The organism is Streptomyces sp. NBC_01341, from assembly GCF_035946055.1.
In the GTDB taxonomy this organism is placed as follows: Bacteria; Actinomycetota; Actinomycetes; order Streptomycetales; family Streptomycetaceae; genus Streptomyces.
The window spans coordinates 1,144,665-1,164,831 of the sequence record NZ_CP108364.1 but is presented as its reverse complement, the minus strand read 5'-3'; the positions used below and the strand labels follow the sequence as shown (position 1 = coordinate 1,164,831).

At 73.1% G+C, this 20,167-nt stretch carries 17 protein-coding genes; 12 read left to right on the top strand and 5 right to left on the bottom strand.

Annotated features, from left to right (window positions below):
• Positions 1-52: 52 nt before the first annotated feature.
• The 4 genes from OG206_RS05190 (at position 53) to OG206_RS05175 (ending at position 4,114) form a co-directional block, all read left to right on the top strand.
• A complete protein-coding gene (locus tag OG206_RS05190) occupies positions 53-826 on the top strand; it encodes an IclR family transcriptional regulator (RefSeq protein ID WP_327112677.1) in 774 nt (257 codons plus the stop codon).
• Entirely contained in the window at positions 823-1,671 is an 849-nt protein-coding gene (locus OG206_RS05185; RefSeq protein ID WP_327112676.1) for an SMP-30/gluconolactonase/LRE family protein, read from the top strand. The genes OG206_RS05190 and OG206_RS05185 overlap by 4 nt, the downstream gene beginning before the upstream one ends.
• A 165-nt stretch (positions 1,672-1,836) precedes the next feature.
• Positions 1,837-3,075, top strand: coding sequence for an aminotransferase class I/II-fold pyridoxal phosphate-dependent enzyme (locus OG206_RS05180; RefSeq protein ID WP_327112675.1), 1,239 nt, complete (start codon positions 1,837-1,839; stop codon positions 3,073-3,075).
• A 13-nt stretch (positions 3,076-3,088) separates the two neighbouring features.
• Positions 3,089-4,114 (top strand): MBL fold metallo-hydrolase, encoded by a 1,026-nt coding sequence (locus tag OG206_RS05175; RefSeq protein WP_327112673.1) that lies wholly within the window; start codon positions 3,089-3,091, stop codon positions 4,112-4,114.
• Positions 4,115-4,139: 25 nt separating this feature from the next.
• Here OG206_RS05175 and OG206_RS05170 read toward each other — a convergent pair whose 3' ends face one another.
• Positions 4,140-4,760 carry a DedA family protein gene (locus OG206_RS05170; protein ID WP_327112671.1) on the bottom strand — a complete coding sequence of 207 codons (621 nt, stop codon included), beginning with the start codon at positions 4,758-4,760 and terminating at the stop codon, positions 4,140-4,142.
• A complete protein-coding gene (locus OG206_RS05165) occupies positions 4,757-5,533 on the bottom strand; it encodes an MBL fold metallo-hydrolase (RefSeq protein ID WP_327112669.1) in 777 nt (258 codons plus the stop codon). Before OG206_RS05165 ends, OG206_RS05170 begins: the two co-directional genes overlap by 4 nt.
• Before the next feature lie 179 nt (positions 5,534-5,712).
• Between OG206_RS05165 and OG206_RS05160 the strand changes: the two genes are divergently transcribed.
• Together OG206_RS05160 and OG206_RS05155 are read left to right on the top strand one after the other, a co-directional pair.
• A complete protein-coding gene (locus OG206_RS05160; protein WP_327112667.1) occupies positions 5,713-6,126 on the top strand; it encodes a hypothetical protein in 414 nt (137 codons plus the stop codon).
• A gap of 128 nt (positions 6,127-6,254) precedes the next feature.
• A complete protein-coding gene (locus OG206_RS05155; protein ID WP_327112665.1) occupies positions 6,255-8,588 on the top strand; it encodes a phage holin family protein in 2,334 nt (777 codons plus the stop codon).
• 12 nt (positions 8,589-8,600) lie between these two features.
• On the opposite strand, the gene OG206_RS05150 is transcribed toward OG206_RS05155, so the two are convergent.
• Positions 8,601-9,653, bottom strand: a complete 1,053-nt coding sequence (locus OG206_RS05150) for a LacI family DNA-binding transcriptional regulator (RefSeq protein WP_327112663.1) — start codon at positions 9,651-9,653, stop codon at positions 8,601-8,603.
• Positions 9,654-9,955: 302 nt separating this feature from the next.
• On the opposite strand from OG206_RS05150, the gene ligA reads away from it, so the two are divergent.
• From ligA to OG206_RS05120, 6 genes are all read left to right on the top strand, one after another.
• Positions 9,956-12,052 (top strand): NAD-dependent DNA ligase LigA, encoded by a 2,097-nt coding sequence (gene ligA / locus OG206_RS05145; protein ID WP_327112661.1) that lies wholly within the window; start codon positions 9,956-9,958, stop codon positions 12,050-12,052.
• A gap of 155 nt (positions 12,053-12,207) precedes the next feature.
• Complete coding sequence (locus tag OG206_RS05140; RefSeq protein WP_327112659.1) at positions 12,208-12,852, top strand: hypothetical protein; 645 nt, start codon at positions 12,208-12,210, stop codon at positions 12,850-12,852.
• Positions 12,849-13,514: a hypothetical protein gene (locus tag OG206_RS05135; protein WP_327112657.1), complete on the top strand. Its 666-nt coding sequence runs from the start codon at positions 12,849-12,851 to the stop codon at positions 13,512-13,514. The genes OG206_RS05140 and OG206_RS05135 overlap by 4 nt, the downstream gene beginning before the upstream one ends.
• A 36-nt stretch (positions 13,515-13,550) precedes the next feature.
• The gene (gene secD / locus OG206_RS05130) at positions 13,551-15,869 is read left to right on the top strand and encodes a protein translocase subunit SecD (protein WP_327112655.1); all 2,319 of its coding nucleotides are present in this window, start codon (positions 13,551-13,553) and stop codon (positions 15,867-15,869) included.
• A gap of 183 nt (positions 15,870-16,052) precedes the next feature.
• Positions 16,053-16,793 (top strand): YoaK family protein, encoded by a 741-nt coding sequence (locus tag OG206_RS05125; RefSeq protein ID WP_327112653.1) that lies wholly within the window; start codon positions 16,053-16,055, stop codon positions 16,791-16,793.
• 201 nt (positions 16,794-16,994) lie between these two features.
• Entirely contained in the window at positions 16,995-17,300 is a 306-nt protein-coding gene (locus OG206_RS05120; protein ID WP_327112651.1) for a 4a-hydroxytetrahydrobiopterin dehydratase, read from the top strand.
• A 69-nt stretch (positions 17,301-17,369) separates the two neighbouring features.
• Here the strand turns inward: OG206_RS05120 and OG206_RS05115 are convergent, their stop codons facing one another.
• Together OG206_RS05115 and OG206_RS05110 are read right to left on the bottom strand one after the other, a co-directional pair.
• Positions 17,370-18,206: an aldo/keto reductase gene (locus OG206_RS05115; protein WP_327112649.1), complete on the bottom strand. Its 837-nt coding sequence runs from the start codon at positions 18,204-18,206 to the stop codon at positions 17,370-17,372.
• A gap of 149 nt (positions 18,207-18,355) precedes the next feature.
• Positions 18,356-20,155, bottom strand: a complete 1,800-nt coding sequence (locus OG206_RS05110; protein ID WP_327112647.1) for an AMP-dependent synthetase/ligase — start codon at positions 20,153-20,155, stop codon at positions 18,356-18,358.
• Positions 20,156-20,167 lie beyond the last annotated feature (12 nt).

Genomic DNA, 20,167 nt, shown 5'->3' with positions numbered 1-20,167 from the left:
GTTCGTAATTCCGGTCATTGACCGGAGTGTCGAACAAGATTGGCGGGCGATCATGGGGCGACTCGTCCCCGCGGTATCCAGGGCTCTGGATGTCCTCGAGCTCTTCCTCCAGGGTGAGGGAACTCTCTCCGCACCCGAGGTCACCCGCAAGCTCCAGCTGCCGCGGACCACGGTCCACGAACTGCTCACCACGCTGGCGGCACGTTCCTACCTGGTGGCCGTGCCCGAACAGCCCGGCCGCTACCGGCTCGGCGTGCGCACCTACCAGCTCGGCAGCCGGTATGCCGAGCAGCTCGACCTCGCGGCCGAGGGGCAGCAGGTGGCCCGCGAGGTCGCCGAGACCTGCGGCGAGACGGTCCACGTGGCGATCCTGGAGGGCACCGAGGTCATCTACATCGCGAAGGTGGACTCCACCCACGCCGTCCGCATGGTCTCGGCCGCGGGCCGCAAGCTGCCCGCCCACTGCACCTCCGTCGGCAAGCTGCTGCTCGCCGCCCTGCCGGAGGCCGAGCTCGACGCGCGACTCGACGGACGCGAGCTGGTCGCCATGACCGACAACAGCCTCACCGACGCCGCGGAACTGCGGGAGGCGCTCGCGGCGGTGCGCCGACGGGGCATCGCCGTCGAGCACCGCGAGTCGAACCCCGACGTCAGCTGCGTCGCCGCGCCGGTGCGTGACCGGTCCGGACGCGTCGTCGCCGCGCTCTCCATCTCCGTACCGATGATCCGCTGGAGCGAGGAGCGCGAGGCGGAGCTCGCACGGCTCGCGGCGGGCGGCGCCGACGCGCTGTCCGGCCGGCTCGGCCACCACGGGGGGCAGGCGTGACACCCCGTCCGGAGGTCGCCGTGCGCGCATGCGCCGAGCTCGGTGAGGGGCCGACCTGGGATGCCGCGGCCGAGCGGCTGATCTGGGTCGACATACTCTCGGCCCGGGTCCACACCTACCACCCCTCGACCGGCCGGCGCACGGTCATGGCCACCGGACAGCACGTCGGTGCGGCGAAGCCCCGGGCCGGCGGGGGCCTCGTGACCGTCCTGCGCGACGGCATCGGCCTGTACGACGACCGGGGCGCCTTCTCGTGGCTGGTCCATGCCCCCGTCCCCGGACGGCGCGGCAACGACGCCGCCGTGGCGCCGGACGGCGCGCTCTGGGCGGGCAGCATGCGCTACGACGAGACGGAGGGGGGCGGCAACCTGGCGCGCATAGCGCCCGACGGGTCCGTGACGGGTGTCCTGGACGCCGTGACGGTCAGCAACGGCACCGGATGGAGTCCGGACGGCCGGCTCATGTACTACATCGACACACCGACGCGGCGCATCGACGTCTTCGACGTGGACGGTGAGCGCGTCACCGGCCGGCGCCCGTTCGCCGTCGTCGAATCCGGATCGGGGTGGCCCGACGGGCTGACCGTGGACGCCGAGGGCTGCGTGTGGGTGGCCTTCTGGGACGGCGCCGCCGTCCGCCGGTACCTGCCCGACGGCAGGCTGGACCGGGTCGTGGAACTGCCGGTCCGGCGGCCCACGGCCTGCGCGTTCGGCGGGCCCGGCCTGCGTGACCTGTACATCTCCACCGCCCGCACGGGCCTGGACGCGCCCCACCCGCTGTCCGGCTCCCTGCTCGTGCTCCCGGACGCGGGGCAGGGGCTGCCGGGAACGCCGTTCGCCGGGTGAGCGCTGCCGGGAACACCGGGTGAGCGGGGCGCGCGTGGCCGGTGGGGCGCCCGGTGCGCCACGGGCGCGTCTCACCGCCGCTGTCCGGCCCCGGTGCGCGGGCGCGACCCGGAGAACCTCCGTATAAAGGGCCCAGAGGGCGACGCAGGCGGAGGAGGCCCCGGGATGGCTCGGAGCGAGCGGATGCAGCCCCACCCCCTCGGGGGAGACCGGGGTCCGGTCAGATACGGGCCGCCCGCACCCGACCCCGGCCTTCCCGTTCTGCCCGACCTCGCCGGGGTCCTCGCCGCATCGGCCGCCCGCACCCTGCCCGAGCCACCCGGCGGCGGAACGATTCTGCGCGAGGCCGCACGCGGCTACTGGGGCCGCCGGGGCCTGCACGGCGACGCCGAGGCCGTGGTGGCCGCGCCCGGCCCCCAGCCCCTCCTGCTCGCGCTGATCGCCGCGCACGGCGGCGACGTCCTCATGCCCCGGCCGTGCCCGGCCGGCTGGATGCCCCAGGCGCGGCTGCTGGGCCGCCCCGCCTACCACGTGCCGACGCCGGCCGAATGCGGCGGAATCCCCGACCCCTACGCCCTGCTGGAGACCGTGCGGAGGGTGCGCGCAGAGGGAGGCCGGCCCCGGCTCCTCCTGATCTCCGTGGCCGACGATCCGACCGCCACCCTCGCCCCGCCGGAGCTCGTCCGCGAGGTCTGCGAGGCGGCAGCCGCCGAAGGTCTCCACGTCGTCAGCGACGAGACCTGGCGCGACACCCTGCACCGTCCCCACGACACGGTCCTGCTCAGCCCCGCCGAGATGTGCCCCGACGACGTGACCGTCGTCAGTGACCTGGCGGGAGCACTCACCCCGTCGGCCTGGCCGGTGGCCGTCGCTCGGTTCCCCGACACCGCCCGCGCGGCCGCACGCCGAGCCCGGGTCCTCGACATCCTCACCGCGCTCGGAGCCCTCGTCGCGGAACCGGTCGCCAGGGCAGCCGCCCACGCACTCGGTGAGCCCGAGGCCGTCCGGGACCGGATCCGGCGGGCGGCGGCCCTGCAGGCGCACGTGGCTTCCGCCGCGCACCGCGCGGTCCTCAGCGCTGGTGCCCTGGCCAGACCCCCGCAGGCGGGCCGCCACCTCTACGCCGACCTCGGCCCGCTGCGCGGCCGCCTGGCGGCCAGGGGCGTCACGGACTCCATGGAACTGGAGGAGTACCTGACCGGGCGCCTCGGTGACCCCGCCCCCGGCGGACACCGCTTCGGCGACGAACTGGGCGCCCTGCGGGTACGGCTGAGCACCGGCCCCCTGCTCGGAGCAACCCCGGAGCAGCAGATCGAGTCCCTCACTGCGGTGGAGCCCTTGAAATTGCCCCATGTCGCCCAAGCGCTGAGCATTTTCGAAGCAGCCCTCGATGAACTCCGATGACAGGAGCCTCTCGATGACGGAACAGACCGAGCGCCCGATCGCAGGAGCCGGCGCCGCGCCCACGGGCCGTCCCGCCACCGCTCCGCGCCGCCTCGGCGAGCTCCGGTCGTGGCCCCGCTCCTTCGCCGACCGGCTCACGGCGCCGCTTCCGGGTGTCAGGGGCATGACCCGCCTGGCCAGGGAGCGCGCCTTGCGGCCCAACGCCGAGGGACTCCGGGGCATCCACCGTCTGCCGTACGCCCCCCGGCCGCTGCCCGCGGCCGGCCCGGACACCGTCGCCGTGACCTGGGCCGGGCACGCCAGCTGGATCGTCCGTATCGGCGGGCTCACGGTCCTCACCGACCCGGTGTGGTCGCGCCGCATCCTCGGCACCCCGGCCAGGATCACCCCGGTCGGCGTCCGGTGGGAGGAACTGCCCCCCGTCGACGCGGTCCTGATCAGCCACAACCACTACGACCACCTCGACGCCCCCACGCTCCGCCGGCTCCCGAGGGACACCCCGCTCCTCGTGCCCGCCGGACTCGGCCGCTGGTGCCGGCGCCGTCGCTTCACCAGCGTCACCGAGCTCGACTGGTGGGAATCGGTGGAACTGGGTGGTGTCACGTTCGACTTCGTGCCCTCCCACCACTGGTCCAAGCGCACCCTCCTCGACACCTGCCGGTCCCTGTGGGGCGGCTGGGTGCTCGGCGACGGCGACGGGCGGCGGCTCTACTTCGCCGGGGACACCGGCTACGGCCACTGGTTCAAGGAGATCGGCCGCCGCTATCCGGGCCTGGACCTCGCGATGCTCCCCATCGGGGCGTACGAGCCCCGCTGGTGGCTGTCGGACGTCCACACCGATCCCGAGGAGGCCGTGCAGGCGTACGAGGACCTGGGAGCGCGCGCCATGGCCCCCATGCACTGGGCGACGTTCCTCCTGTCGGCGGAACCCGTGCTGGAACCGCTGACCCGGCTGCGTACCGCCTGGCAGCGGGCCGGGCACCCGCGCGCCGACCTCTGGGACCTGCCGGTCGGCGGCTCCCGTGTCCTGGGCGCCTGACCCCGCCCGGCCCGTGCCCGGGGCCTCAGTCCGCCATGCGGGTCCGCAGCCGCCGCCAGAGCGCCGGCGTCCCGCTGATCAGCAGCGTCAGCACGACCGCGGCCAGCACTCCCTGCCACGGCTCCCGGAAGAGCGAACCGCCCAGGATCCCGATCAGCTGATACGTCGCGGCCCACGCGAGGCAGGCCGGCACGTCACCCCGGGCGAACTGCTTCAGCGGCATCCCCCCGAGCAGACAGGCCAGCATCACCGGGATGCGACCGGCCGGTATCAGCCGGGACAGCACCAGCACGGTCGTCCCGTGCTCCTCCAGCTTCCGCTGGGCCTGCTCGAGCCGCTCGGGCGCGGCGCGCCGGGTTATCGCCTCCAGCCACTTCGACCCGTTCTTCGACCGGACCCCCCGCTGCCCCAGCCAGTACAGGCAGATGTCGCCGAGGAACGCCGCACCCGCGGCCACCGCGAAGGTGACCAGCAGGGTGAACGGTGACATCCGGTGGAACGCCACCACGGCGGCCGAACTCACCAGCGCCCCCGTCGGCACCACGGGCACCAGCGAACCGAGAGCCACGAGGACGAACAACGACGGGTAGGCGACGGCCTGCTGCGTCGACTCCGTCGGCAGCTGCCCCAGTACTTCCTCTATCACCTACGGGCCTCCGGCCTCACACGCTCTCCGTGCCCCAGCCGGTGCACCGCCACCTCCGGCGCCAGCCTGGCCGCCTGCCGCACGAACTCGTCGCCCGGCGCGTGGAACTCGTGCGGCCGGACACCGTCCATCCCGATCGGCCAGTACGTCCCGTAATGCACCGGGACCGCCGAGCTGGGCTCCAGCATCGTCAACACCTGTGCCGCGCGCGTCGCGTTCAGATGGTGGTGGCCCAGATTCGGCCCCCAGCCGCCGACCGGCAGGAGCGCCACGTCCACCGGCCCCACCGCATCGGCCATGTCGTCGAACAGCCCGGTGTCACCGGCGAAGTACGTGCGGGCCTCGCCCTCGACGACGTATCCCAGGGCGGGTACCCGGTGCGGGCCGAACGGCAGCCGGCGTCCGTCGTGCAGTGCGGGCACCGCCCGGACCAGGACCTCGCCCACCCGCACGACGTCCCCGGGGCCGACCTCCGAGATCCGCAGCCCGCGGAGCCGGCGCAGCACCCGCAGGCCCGGGACGGCCCCGACCGCGCCGCGGGGGACGATCAGCAGGCTGCCGGGGGCGAGCCGGGCCAGGGAGGGCAGATGAAGGTGGTCGGAATGCAGGTGCGAGATCAGGACCGCGTCCGCGACCGCGGCCTGCGGGGGCGGGACCTCGCCGCGGCGGCGGCGCAGATGCGCGAAGCGGCGTACGAACAACGGATCGGTCAGCACCCGGACCCCGGAGTCCTCGATCGTGCAGGTGGCATGACCCCACCACGTGACCTCCATCGCTCCGCCTCCTCGTCCCTGCCGCCGACATGGCTGTGCGCGTACGAGCGTAGGCGCTCCGCGCCCTCCCCACGCCGGAGTGCTCCTTCACACCGGTTCCGGCACGGGCAGGAACGGTTACACAGGGCTACCGCCGGGGTAGGGTCGTCGCCAGCATCCGAGCACGGGGGGATCCGTTCATGGGGGACGTCGTCGGGGACGTACGGGTGGCGGCCATCGCCAGTCTCACGCCGCTGGAGGAACTCGACGGCGACCCGTTCCTCGTCGACACCCGCAGCCAGCACGCCATGTGCGCGCGCTGGGCCGCGGACCGGGGATACGTCGTCACCCACCAGCTGCGCGTGTACGGGCTGCGCCCCGACCACCACGCCCTGTGGGGTGGCGCGGGCGGGCGGGTCGAGCTGTTCGTGGCCCCCAACGACCGGGTGCTCGAGCGGGCACTCGTCTCCGTGCCCGGCTTCGAGGCGGAGTGCCGCAGGCGCGGCGTCCGGCTCGAACTCGCGGGTCTGGAGGAGCCGGTGTACACGGCACGCTCCAAGGCCGGCGTCCACCGCAGGCTCTCCATGCCCACCGCCGGCTACGACGGCTGCTGACCACGGGGGAGCCCATCGGCTGCCCGGCCCCGGGCCCGGTGCGGGGGCCCGGGGAGCCCCTCGGCGGCTATGACAGGCTTGACGCGGGTCCGTGACGAACACCGGGCCCTGACGTGAGGTGGGACGGCGTGAGTGACGGGCGATGGCGGACGGCGGGCGGAGCCCTCCTGCGCGTGATCTCGGTGTGGGCCGTGTCCACCCTCACCCTGCTGGCGCTCGCGGGCATCCTGCCCGATTTCCGGCTCCAGTCCGACGACGGGGACAGCGTCACGCGGACCGCGTTCACAGCGGCCTGGGGCGCGGGGGCCTTCGGACTCCTTTCCGCCCTCGTGTGGCCCGTACTCGTCAGAGCCCTGCTCATCGTGCCCGCCCTCGTCCTGGGTGCCCTGGTCTTCTTCCTCAACGGCTCGCTGCTGCTGATCGCCCTGCGGCTCATCCCGGACGGACGCGGTGACGCCGACCCGGAGACCGCCGTCGTCGTCGCGGCGGTCATGTCCGCCGTCGCCTCAGCGGCGTCCACGGCGCTCGCGGTCCGTGACGACGATGCCTACCGGCGCAGGCTCTCCCGCCTCGCCGACCGGCGCCGCAGACGCGACGGCACCCCCGGATCCGCGGACCGCGGCCGCGGCGGGCCGCCCGGCATCGTGTTCGTCCAGCTCGACGGCGTCGGCCACCGCGTCCTCGAACGGGCGGCGGCCGACGGCGTCATGCCCACCGTGGCCGGACTGCTGGCCGACGAGGCGGGCCACCGGCTGACCCCCTGGACGACCGACTGGTCCAGCCAGACGGGTGCGAGTCAGCTCGGCATCCTCCACGGCACCAACCACGACGTGCCCGCCTTCCGCTGGTTCGAGAAGGAGACCGGCACCGTCATGGTCTCCAGCAGACCGGCGAGCGCCCTCGAACTCCAGCGCAGAGCCATAGCCCACACCCGCTACGGCGGCCTCCTCACGGTGGACGGCGCGAGCCGGGGCAACCTCTTCAGCGGCGGCGCGGACCAGCTCGCCCTGGTCCTCTCGATGGCCGCCAGGCGCGGCAAGGGACGCCGTTCCAGGGCGGGCTACTTCGCCTACTTCTCCGACCCCGCCAACGCGGTCCGCACCTTCCTGTCCTTCGTCGCCGAGGTGGGCCGGGAGATCGGCCAGTCGACCCTGGCCCGGGCGCGCAAGGAGTTCCCCCGGGTCAAACGCGGCGGGCTCTACCCGTTCATCAGGGCGTTCGCGACGGTCGTCGAGCGTGATGTGGTGGTCTCCGCGCTGATCGGCGACATGTTCGCCGGACGCACCGCGGTCTACGCGGACCTGGTCGCCTACGACGAGGTCGCCCACCACTCCGGACCGCACAGCAGGGACGCCGAGAAGGTCCTCGCCCGGCTCGACCGATCGCTGGGCCTCATCATCAAGATCGCGGACCACACCCCGCGCGACTACCGGGTCGTGCTGCTCTCCGACCACGGCCAGAGCCCGGGGGAGACCTTCGCGGGGCGGTACGGCCTGACGCTCAGGGATCTCGTACGGGCCGGCTGCGGGCTGCCCGTCCCACGCAGGGCGCAGCGCACCCGGAGCGCCTCGGAGGCCCGGGACGCCGTGCGCACGGCGCTGCACAGGCCGGTCGGCGGGCGGGAGGCGGAGCACCCGGCGAAGTCCTCCGACCCGGTCGTGCTGGCCTCGGGGAACCTCGGCCTGCTGTCCTTCCCGGACATCGAGGGCCGCGCCTCGCGCGAACAGATCGACCGCCGCTGCCCCGCACTGCTCGGCACGCTCGCCGCACATCCGGGCGTCGGCTTCCTGCTCGTGCGGAGCGAGAGACACGGGTCGGTGGTGCTCGGCCCGGGCGGGGAGGAGACCCCGGTCGCCGAGCTGACCGACGGGCAGGGGCCGATAGCCGTCTTCGGTGACGGTGCGGCGGACGCGGTGCGCCGCACCGACACCTTCCCGCACGTCGCGGACGTCATGGTCAACTCGATGTACGACCCGGTCACCGGGCGGGTGCACGCCTTCGAGGAGCAGATCGGCTCGCACGGGGGGCTGGGCGGCGAACAGTCCAAGCCGTTCCTGCTGTGGCCCCGCACACTGGCCGACCCCCTGGACGCGGTGGCGGCCGACGTCCCGCGCACGCAGGGCGCCGTGGCCGCCGACAGTCTGCGGGGCACGGCCGCGGCCGGTCTGGTGGGGGCCGAGGCGGTGCACCGGGTCCTCGCACGCTGGCTGCGGGAGCTCTCCGGCCCGCAGGTGCCACTGCAGCCGGGCGGCGTCGACGGGGCCGCCCGCGCGGACGGAGCCGTCCCGGACGGGCCCGTCCGCCTGCTCGACGGCCGGTTGCCGGACGGGCCGCCGCACGAGGAGTCCTCGCGCGCGGTGACCTCCCGGGGAGAGCCGCTCCACGGCGACGTGCCGAGGCAGTCCGTGCGGGACGAGCCCCTCACGGACTCCGACGACGCCGTTCGCGGTGCACGCGGCTGACCGGGGCGGGCGTCACGCGGACTCGCGCCGCACCAGCGTCGGATGGAAGACCACGGACGGCTCGGGACGACCGGACTTGCCGATCTGCTTCAGGAGCAGCCGTGCCATCTCGGATGCCATCTCCTCCACCGGCTGACGGACCGTGGTGAGCGGGGGATCGCAGGCGAGCGCAGCGCTGCTGTCGTCGAAGCCGACCACCGCCACGTCCCCGGGCACGTCCCTGCCCGCCCGCAGCAGCACGGGCAGGGCGCCGAGGGCCATCAGGTCCGACGCGATGAACACCCCGTCCAGCCCCGGGCGGTCGTGCAGCAGCTTCCGCATCGCCGAGGCACCGCCCGTGTGCGTGAAGTCGCCTTCGGCCACCTCCACGTCCCCGATCCCGTGCGCCGCCAGCGCGTCCAGGAACCCGTCCAGCCGTGCTTGTCCGGCGGGCCTGTCCTGGGGGCCCGCGATGCTGGCGATGTGCCGCCTTCCCAGCGACACGAGCAGGTCGGCGGCCATCCGCGCACCCGCGCGCTGATCGGCCTCGACGTAGGTGAGCGGCGAAGGGCGGAGCGGCCGGCCGGCCAGCACGGCGGGCAGCCGCGTGTCGTGGAGCAGGGCGGGGAGCGGATCGTCGGCGTGCGAGGAGATCAGCACCACGCCGTCGACGTGGCCCTGACGCAGATACGACAGCAGCTGGTTGCGCGAGGTCTCGTCGTCCGCCAGCATCAGCACCATCTGGATGCCCGCGGGGCGCAGCACGTCGAGCACTCCGCCCACGACCCGTCCGAAGTGCGGGTCGGAGAACATCCGGCCGACGAACGGCTCGGCGACGGGACGCCGTTCACGCTCGGACACGACCAGGGCGATCGAGTCGGTCCGCCGGGTCACCAGGGATCGCGCGGCGCGGTTGGGCACGTAGCCCGTCGTGGCGACCGCCTCCTCCACCACACGTCGCAGGGCAGGGTCCACCGTGGTCGCACCGTTGATCACCCGGGACACCGTGGCCCGGGAGACGCCCGCCACCGCGGCCACATCCTCCAAGGTGGCGGGGCGTACGGGCGGTGAAACGTCGGCTGTCATGCAGTCTTTATACCGGGTGATCCGACGGGCAGGCGAAGGGTTCCGGCACGTCAGTGGGCCTGCCCGTACAAAGGGCGGCCGGAGCGGCCAACTGCCCGTCGCGGGCGGTCGCGAGAGTCCCGGCCCGCTCCCCGGCCTCCGCCCAAACGTGACGCATGCATGTCAATGGGCTGCGCCATGCCTGCAATTACCCTCTGTTTCCACGGAGTTGCGGTCCCCGAATGGGTGAGAGCGTTCTTTCCTTCCTCTGTGCGACCGTGGGTCCGGCGGCGTTGTCAGTGGTGCACGGCAGGATGGTGTTCATGACGACGAACTCAGTCGGCGCGCCCGCCGACACCGCCGCCTACGCGGCCGCCGTGGAAGAGGCGAAGCGTGCCGCCGCCGCGTACTACGCCGCAGGTGAGAGCAGGCTCGACGACGACGCGTACGACCGCCTGGTGCGGGGGATCGCCGCCTACGAGGAGGAGCACCCGCTGGAGGTGCTGGACGCGTCGCCGACCGGCAAGGTGGCGGGCGGCGCCGCCTCGGGGGACGTGCCGCACACCGTTCCCATGCTCTCGCTGGACAACGTCTTCTCCGCCGAGCAGTTCGTCGCCTGGACCGCGTCCGTGGAGCGACGGATCAAGCGGCCCGTCGCCGCCTGGAGCGTCGAGCCCAAGCTCGACGGCCTGGCCGTCGCCGCGCGTTACCGGCAGGGCCGCCTGGAGCGGCTGATCACCCGGGGGGACGGGACGGCGGGCGAGGACGTCTCCCATGCGGTGGGTGCGGTGCTCGGCCTTCCCGCGCGGCTCGATGCGCCGGTCACCATGGAGGTGCGTGGCGAGATCGTCATGACCGACGAGCAGTTCGAGCAGGCGAACGCCGTGCGCACGGAGCACGGCGCGGCGCCGTTCGCCAATCCGCGCAACGGGGCGGCGGGAACCCTGCGGGCCAAGGACCGCCCGTACCGCGTGGAGATGACCTTCTTCGCCTACGGCGCGCTCGCCCTTCCGGACTCCGGAGAACTGACAGCCACCCTCGCCGAACTCCCGCACAGCGAGGTCCTGTCGTACGTCGCGGAGCTCGGTGTGCACACGGCGGCGGACACCGCGGTCGCGCCGTGCACCGTCACCACGGCCGAGGAGGTACGGGCGGGAGTGGAGGACATCGCCGCCCTGCGCCCCTCCCTGCCGTTCGGGATCGACGGCATCGTGATCAAGGCGGACCTCGCGGCGGACCGGCGTGACGCCGGCTCCGGCACCAGGGCGCCGCGATGGGCCATCGCCTACAAGCTGCCGGCCGTCGAGAAGGTCACCCGGCTGCTCGGCGTCGAATGGAATGTGGGCAGGACCGGCATCATCGCGCCGCGCGCCGTCCTGGAGCCCGTCGAGATCGACGGATCCACCGTCGGGTACGCCACGCTGCACAACCCGGCCGACATCACCCGACGCGATCTGCGCCTGGGCGATCACGTGATGGTCTACAAGGCCGGCGACATCATCCCCCGCATCGAGGCCCCCGTCGCGCATCTGCGGACGGGTGACGAGAAGCCGATCGACTTCCCCGAGGTCTGCCCGCAGTGCGGCTCGGAGATCGACATGAGCGAGCAGCGCTGGCGATGCACCCGGGGCCGCGACTGCCGTGTGGTCGCCTCCGTCTCGTACGCCGCCGGGCGCGACCAGCTGGACATCGAGGGCCTCGGCGCCACCAGGGTCGTCCAGCTCGTCGATGCCGGCCTCGTCCAGGACTTCGCCGACTTGTTCACCCTGGAGCGGGATCAGCTCCTGTCGCTGGAGCGGATGGGGGAGACCTCCACCGACAACCTCCTGGCGGCGATCGACGCGGCCAGGGCGCGGCCGCTGTCCCGCGTCTTCTGCGCCCTCGGTGTGCGTGGCACGGGACGCTCCATGTCCCGTCGAATCGCCCGGTACTTCGCCTCCATGGACCGCGTCGTCTCCGCGGACGCAGAGGTGCTCCAGCGGGTGGACGGCATAGGCAAGGAAAAGGCGGCGGCCGTCGTCACGGAGCTCGCCGAGCTCCAGCCACTGATCGGCAAACTCATCGCCGCCGGGGTCAACATGACCGAGCCCGGCGCGACACCCCCGCCGGAGCCGGGAGCGTCGGAGGGCGAAGCCACCGAGGGTCGGGAGTCCACCGGTCTGCCGCTCGACGGCATGACGGTCGTGGTGACCGGTGCCATGACCGGCGTCCTGGAGAAGCTCTCGCGCAATCAGATGAACGAGCTGATCGAGAGGGCGGGCGGCAAGTCCTCGTCCAGCGTCTCGAAGCGCACGAGTCTGCTGGTCGCAGGCGAGAAGGCCGGGTCGAAGCGGGCCAAGGCGGAGGATCTCGGGGTCGAGATCGCCGCGCCCGAGGCGTTCGCTGCGCTGGTGGAGGCCTATCTCGTCACAGAGGGATAGAAGGTCCACATGAAATTGGACCTTGGAATCATCAAGGAGGTGGCGTTTCTTTTCCCCGTATTGCATAGTGAGGGTTCGATCGAACCTCGCAATCAGCGGGTCCTGCACCCGACGGGCGGGTGACGGCCGCGCCGGCGGTCCGGAGGGTGTTGGGCATGCGTTCTTCGTGTGACGGTCTGCGGCGTGGTCGGCGGGCCCCCGGAGGGTGGGGGGCGCCCGACGGCGACACCCGCCGTCGCGGGATCTCCCGCCTGCCGGCCGTAGACCTGGGCGGTTCGGGCACGCGTGCCTGGGTCCCCGGGCACGGGCTCCTGTCCGGAGGGCCGGTCTCCGACGACAGCGCCAGCCGGCCGGTCCGCCGGGGGCGCATCGTCGACGCGGAGTCCTGCGTCAGGCTGCTCGCACGCATCGCCGACACGGCGTTGGGCGCCGACCTGCGCGACAGCGTGGTCGTGCTCAGCCGGCCCGTCCTGGCCGGGCAGGACCACCGCGCGCAGGCGCAAGAACTCCCCGCCCGCCTCGGTCCCGCCACCGCCGTGGTCCTCAACAGCGCGGAGGCCGCCGCCGCGTGCGCCGGGCAAGCGGCCGGCGGTCCCGTGCCCGTCGTCGACGGAGTGATCGTGGACGCCCGTCAGGCGGACACGGGGCTCACCGACCTGGAACCGGACGCCCTTCCTAGGCGTGCCGCGATCAGGCCGGTGACATCGGTGCGCAGCGCGCCGCCACCGGTCAGCACGTTGCGCCACATGGCCACGATCATCTCGAGGACACCGCCCGCGAGTTCGGCACGGCCGAGGTGAACCACCCGACAGGGGCGTACCGGAGCAACGCGCCTCCCCGGCACCCGTACCCACGGCCGTCCGCAGCCCTGGCGGGGCACGTCCTCATCGCGCTGCTCCTGGCGGTGCTCACCCTGCTCGGCGGCGGGCCCACCCCTTCCGGAACGGTACTGCCCGCTCCGGTCGCAGCGGCGATACCTGTTCCGGCGGCCTCCGCGCCGGTCCCGGCCGCACTGTCCAGCGCTGAGCGCCAGGCCGGTGACGCTCCCGCACACGCCGTCGCAGCGGATCCGGTGGCGCCGTACGGCCCCGGCCTCAGCGCCGGCCCAGGTTCCGGCTACCCCGCCGCGCAGATCTCCGGCTCCCCGGCGACCGACGTGACCGTCCCCGGGTGGCTCACCGAGGCCGTTCCCCAGCCCGGGCCGCGTGCCGGCGTCGACCGTCCGCCCGCCCCGCACCCCTTCCCACCGCCCGGCCACGGCACACTGCCGGCGCTGCCCCCGGAGCTCGCCCCGCTCCGTGGCGCCGGGGCGGGGCCTGCCGGAGGCGGTCCGTCCGCGCGCGGACGGAACAGGGCCGCACTGCCCGGGGTGCGCGGTCCTCCCGAGGTGACGGCCGGACAGCCGGTCGTACACGAGCCCTGTTCCACAGACCTGGCGTCCCGCCCCGTCCGACCTCTCTGAGTCCGGGGCGGCCGACGCCTGCCCGGGAGGACTCCCATGACTCGCGCCACCACGGTGCGGGCGGTTCTGGCTGCTGCCGCGCTGCTCGTCTCCGTGTTCATCACACTGACCATGTCCCCCAGACTCGGCCTGGACCTCCAGGGCGGCACCCGCATGGTGCTGCAGGCCAAGGACTCGGACACCGCCGAGGCCGACCGGGAGAGCACCGATCGCACCATGGAGGTCCTCCGCAAGCGCATCGACTCGCTCGGTGTCGCCGAACCCGTCCTGACCCGGTCGGGAGAGGACCGGATCATCGTCGAACTCCCCGACGTCCAGGACCCGCGCCAGGCCGCCGACGTCATCGGCAGGACGGCCCAGCTCGGATTCCACGCGGTGCGCGGCCCCGGCGAGACCGGACCGGACGACGGGCCCACGGCCGGGCAGCGGGAAGGCAGCGGGCCGACGCTGCCGGACGAACAGGGCAGCCCCCTGTCCCTCGGTCCGGTCCACCTGTCCGGCGCGGGAGTCGCGGACGCCACTGCCGGCTTCGACGCGCAACAAGGCTCCGGCTGGAGCGTCGCCCTCGACTTCCACAAGGACGCGGGTGAGCGGTGGACCCGGCTGACCGGGGACGCGGCCTGCCATCCGGCCGGAGACGAGCGACGCCGCGTCGCGATCGTGCTCGACGGAAAGGTCATCTCCTCGCCCCAGGTCGATCCGTCGGTCGCCTGCGAAGCAGGTCTGCCCTCCGGATCCACGCGCATCACCGGTTCGTTCAGTGCCGACGAGGCGCGCGATCTCGCCCTGCTCGTCAAGGGCGGTGCCCTCCCCGTGCCCGTCGAGATCGTCGAACAGCGGACGGTCGGCCCGACACTCGGCGCCGCAGCCATCGACGCCGGCGCCACGGCGGCGCTGATCGGCGCCGCCGCCACGGCGCTCTTCATCACCTGCGTGTACCGCCTCTTCGGGGCCCTGGCGGCTCTCGCCCTCGCGGCCTACGCGGTCATCTCGTACGCCGTGCTCGTCGCCCTCGGAGTCACCCTGACCCTGCCGGGGCTCGCCGGGTTCGTCCTCGCCATCGGGATGGCGGTCGATGCCGACGTCCTGGTCTTCGAACGGGCCCGCGAGGAGTACGCGGCCGGCCCCGGCCGTTCGCTGCGCTCCGCACTGACCGCCGGCTTCCGGAACGCCTGGAGCGCCGTGGCCGACTCCAACGTCACGACCCTGATCGCCGCCGCGCTCCTGTTCTTCCTCGGCTCGGGACCGGTCAAGGGCTTCGGGGTGACACTGGCGATCGGGGTGCTGGTCTCGATGTTCTCGGCACTCGTCATCGCCCGGGCCCTCACCGAGATCGCGGCCGGTTCCCGGTTCGTCAGCGACTACCGGGAGGTGAACGGGATCGGCATGCCCGGCCGGGTCCGTACCTGGATCGAGGCACGGGACCCCCGGCTCTTCCGGTCGCCGCGCCGCTGGCTGCTGACCTCGCTCGCGCTCGTCCTGATCGCCGTGACCGGCATCCTCGTGCGTGGGGTGGATCTGGGGGTGGAGTTCACCGGGGGCCGGCTGGTGGAGTACTCCACCAGCCGGCCCGTCGACGTCGAGACCGCCCGCGACACCATCGCCGCGGCGGGTTTCGAGGACGCCGAGGTCACCACCGCGGGTGGCGGCGACCTGTCCGTGCGGACCGGGGGCCTCGACAACGACGGGGAGCACGCTCTGCGTTCGGCCTTGGCGGAGGAGGGCGGCGAGACCACCAAGGTGCGCGACGAGCTGATCGGCCCCAGCCTCGGCGACGAGCTCCGCCGTCACGCGCTGATCGCGCTGGGTGTCGCCGTCTTCGTGCAACTCGCCTACCTGGCCGCGCGGTTCCGCTGGACGTTCGCCGTGGCGTCCGTCGGGGCGCTGGTGCACGACGTCGTCGTACTGGTCGGCGCCTTCGCCTGGCTCGGACGCCCCGTCGACGGGATCTTCCTCGCCGCCCTGCTCACCGTCATCGGCTACTCCGTCAACGACTCGGTGGTGGTCTTCGACCGGGTACGGGAACTGTGGGCGCGCAACCGCCGCTCACCCGTCTTCGAAGTGGCCGGTCACGCCGTCCTGCAGACCGTGCCCCGTACGGTCAACACCGGGGCGGGCGTCCTGTTCATCCTGGTCGCCCTGGCGGTGCTCGGCGGCGACTCGCTCGCGGACTTCGCGCTCGCTCTGCTCATCGGCGTCTGCGTGGGCACGTACTCCTCGGTGCTGACGGCAGTCCCCGGGGCACTTCTGCTGGAGCGGAGCAGCAAGGCGCCACCGCCCGCGGCGAAGCGGTCGCGGAGCGGGGCGAAGCCGGGCCGCCGCCGTGACCCTGCTGACAACGGGGCGCGGGTGTAGCACCGTGCGCGGCCGGGGCACGGGCACGGCGCCCCCGCGCCCGGCTGTTCGCGGGTGCGATCCGTGGTGCGATCCGCACGCGCCGGGCAGGACGAATCCGCTCCTGCCCGGCGCGTACGGGCCGGGCAGGCGCACGGCTGCGGCACAATCCCGAGCACGCCCAGCGATCGGAGTCCGCCGCTCATGCCCGTCGTGCTGCGTGACGCCTGGGCCACACTCGTACCGGACCTGGACGGACCGGACGGGCCGCTGCCGCCGCTCCTGCTGGCGCTGACCGTGCTCACCGGGCTCGTCGACGCGTTCAGCTATCTGCTCCTGGGGCACGTCTTCGTCGCCAACATGACCGGCAACGTCGTCTTCATGGGTTTCGCCCTCGCGGGCGCCCCCGGGTTCTCGGTGCTCGCCTCGGCGGTGGCCCTGGCGTCGTTCGTGGCCGGGGCCTGGTCCGGCGGGATCGCGGTGCACAGGACCCGGGCCGACCGGGGCCGCCGGCTGCGGAACGCACTCCTCGTCGAGACGGCCTGTCTGGCCGCCGCCCTCGTCGTCTCCCTCGTGTCGGGCGGCCCCTACACCGGAGGCGCCCGCTTCGCGCTCATCGCGCTGCTGGGTCTCGGCCTCGGCGTGCAGAACGCCGCTGTCCGGGCCATGGCAGTCCCCGACTTCACGACCACGGTGCTGACCCGGACGCTCACCGGCACAGTCGCCGACAGCCGGCTCGCCAAGGGGCCGGGAAGCAGGGTGGGCCGACGGGGCCTCTCGCCCGCGGCGATGCTGGCCGGCGCCGTGGCGGGAGGGGCCGCCGTGCTGGGCGGCCCACGCGAACTGCCCCTGCTGGCCGCCGTGGTGATCCTGCTGGGGGTCGTCGCCGTCACGGTGCTGCTCGGCAGGGGCGACGCTCCGTGGACACGGGTGGACGCCACCTGACGGCGACGCTCCGTGGATTCGGCCGGACGCCACCACCGGACGCGGCGGTCGCGCTCCGCGGGGAGCGGCCTCGCCGTTCTCCGCGCCGTCCCCGCCGGCCACCGCGCCGGTGGCGCGTTCCGTGTCGGGCGCGACAGCGGGCCCCCCGGACCGTAACGTCACGGGCACCGCTGACCGCGCCGGCCCCCGAGGAGCCCCCCTGTGCCCACCGAACCGCTGTCCGCGCACGACGTCGAGGCCGGACTGGGTGAACTGCCCGGCTGGCGGCTGGAGGGGGACCGGATCACCCGTACCTACCGGCTGCCGTCCCACTTCGCCGCCGCAGCGCTGACCGTCCACGTCGCCCGGATCCAGGACGAGCTCAATCACCATTCGGACCTGACACTGGGGTACAACACCGTGGCAGTCTCGGTGCACACGCACGACGCGGGTGGTGCCGTCACGGCGAAGGACCTCGGACTCGCCGCCCGGATCGAGGCCGTCGCCCCTTCGCACGGCGCGGAGTAGCGCCTCGGAACACGACGGCGCCCCCACCGCGCGTAAAGCAGCGGTGGGGGCGCCGTCGGACAGCGCGGGTCAGGCGCCGGCGCTGAACTCGGCCGGGTCGGGGCCGAGGCGCTTGCCCTCGTCGAGAGCGGCGAAGGCGGCGAGGTCGTCGGCGTCCAGCTCGAAGTCGAAGACGTCGATGTTCTCCGCGATCCGCGACGGCGTCACGGACTTGGGGATCACCACGTGTCCGGTCTGCAGGTGCCAGCGGAGCACCGCCTGCGCGGGGGTCCTGCCGTGCTTGTGGGCGACGGCGGCCACCGTCGGGACCTCCAGGAGGCCCCTGCCCGAGCCCAGCGGCGACCAGGCCTCCGTGACGATGCCGTGCCGGGCGTGGAAGGCGCGTGCGTCGGCCTGCTGGAGCTGCGGGTGCAGTTCGATCTGGTTGACCGCGGGCACGACGGACGTCTCGCCCATCAGGCGCTCCAGGTGCTCCGGGTGGAAGTTCGACACCCCGATGGACTTCGCGCGGCCGTCGGCGAGGATCCGCTCGAAGGCCTTGTACGTGTCGACGTAGGCGTCCTTGGCCGGCACGGGCCAGTGGATCAGGTAGAGGTCGACGTAGTCCAGGCCCAGCTTGTCCAGCGACGCGTCGAACGCGCGGAGGGTCGAGTCGTGCCCCTGCTCGCCGTTCCACAGCTTGGTGGTGACGAAGAGCTCCTCGCGGGGGACACCGGAGCCGGCGAGAGCCTTCCCGGTGCCCGTCTCGTTCCCGTAGATCGCGGCGGTGTCGATGCTCCGGTACCCGGCCTCCAGGGCCGTGGTCACGGCCGCCGTGGCCTCGTCGTCCGGCACCTGCCAGACACCGAAACCGAGCTGCGGCATCTCGAGGCCGTTGTTGAGGGTGATGGTGGGGACCTGGCTCACGAGCAGTCGATCCTAACGTTGTGGGGTTGGTACTCCCGAGGACAACGATCGGGGAGCCCCACGCATTCCCGTCCGCGGTGTCCCGTCCGTGGATCCGCCGAAATGGACCGGCCGGACCTGACGCAACATCAGGTTCGGGATCACCGGCCTCAGCGGTACAGGGCGTCGACCTCCGCCGAGTACGCCGTCTCGATCGCCTTCCGCTTCAGCTTCAGCGAGGGTGTCAGCAGCCCGTGCTCCTCGGTGAACTGGTGCGCCAGTATGCGGAACGTGCGGATCGACTCCGCCTGGGACACCGCGGTGTTGGCGGCCACCACCGCCCGGCGCACCTCCATCTCCAGATCCGGGTCCCGCACCAGGTCCACCGCCCGCATCGGCGCCCGGCCCTGCATGGCGAGCCAGTGCTCCACCGCCTCCGTGTCCACGGTCACCAGGGCCGCGATGTAGGGCCGGTCGTTCCCGACGACGATGCACTGTGCGACCAGGGGGTGGGCGCGGACCCGCTCCTCCAGGCCTGCCGGGGCGACACTCTTGCCGCCGGACGTCACGAGGATCTCCTTCTTGCGCCCGGTGATGGTCAGATAGCCGTCCTCGTCGAGCGTTCCCAGGTCGCCGGTGGCCAGCCAGCCGTCGTTCAGCACCGCGTCGGTGGACTTGGGATCGCCGAGGTAGCCGGAGAACACGTTCGCCCCGTGCACCCACACCTCGCCGTCCCGGGCGATGTGCACGGTGGAGCCGGGGATCGGCTGGCCCACGGTGCCGTAGCGGGTGCGCTCGGGGGGATTGGCGGTGGCCGCGGCGGTCGTCTCGGTGAGTCCGTAACCCTCGAAGACGCTCACACCCGCACCGGCGAAGAACAGCCCGAGTCTTCTGTCCATCCCGGAGCCTCCGGACATCGCGTGCCGTACCCGGCCGCCCATCGCCTCGCGCACCTTGCGGTAGACGACCTTGTCGAAGAACTGGTGCTGCATCCGGAGGCCAGCGGACGGCCCGGGGCCGGTCCCGAAGGCCCGCTCCTCCAGCGCCTCCGCGTACTTCACCGCGATCTCCACGGCCTTGTCGAACGCGCCGGCCCGGCCCTCGGACTCCGCCTTGCGCCGGGCACCGTTGAACACCTTCTCGAAGATGTACGGCACGGCGAGGATGAAGGTGGGCCGGAAGGAGACCAGGTCCGGCATGAGCGCCTTCGCCGACAGCTCCGGCTGGTGTCCCAGCTTCACGCGTCCCCTCAGCGCGGCGATCTCCACCATGCGGCCGAAGACGTGGGCGAGAGGCAGGAAGAGCAGCGTGGCCGCCTCCTCCCCGGGCTTGGAGAGGAACACCGGATGCCAGCGCGAGACCATGGTGTCCGCCTCGAACATGAAGTTGGCGTGGGTGATCACGCAGCCCTTGGGGCGCCCCGTCGTGCCCGAGGTGTAGATCACGGTGGCCACCGACTCGGGCGTCACCGCGCGGCGGTGCCGGTGTACGACCTCGTCGTCGACCAGGGTCCCGGCCTCGGAGAGCTCCGTCACCGCGTCGGCGTCCAGCTGCCACAGCCGCAGGAGCTTCGGCAGCCGGTCGATGACCGAGCCGATGGTCATGGCGTGGTCCTCGTGCTCGACCATGACGGCCACGACCTCGGCGTCGTGGAGCATCCAGAGCACCTGGTCGGCCGACGAGGTCGGGTAGACCGGCACCGACTGGGCGCCCACGGTCCAGAGCGCGAAGTCGAACAGGGTCCACTCGTAGCGCGTACGCGACATGAGGGCGACCCGGTCGCCGAACCGGATGCCCTGGGCGATGAGCCCCTTCGCGAGGGCGAGCACCTCGTCACGGAACGCGGCGGCGGACACGTCGTGCCACTGGCCCTCCGCGTCCTTGCGGCCGAGGGCCGTCCGCTGGGGGTCCTCCTCCGCGAAGTCGAAGACGGTATCGGCAAGACCGCCGACTTGAGGGGCAGCGGCCATGGGGGGGACGGT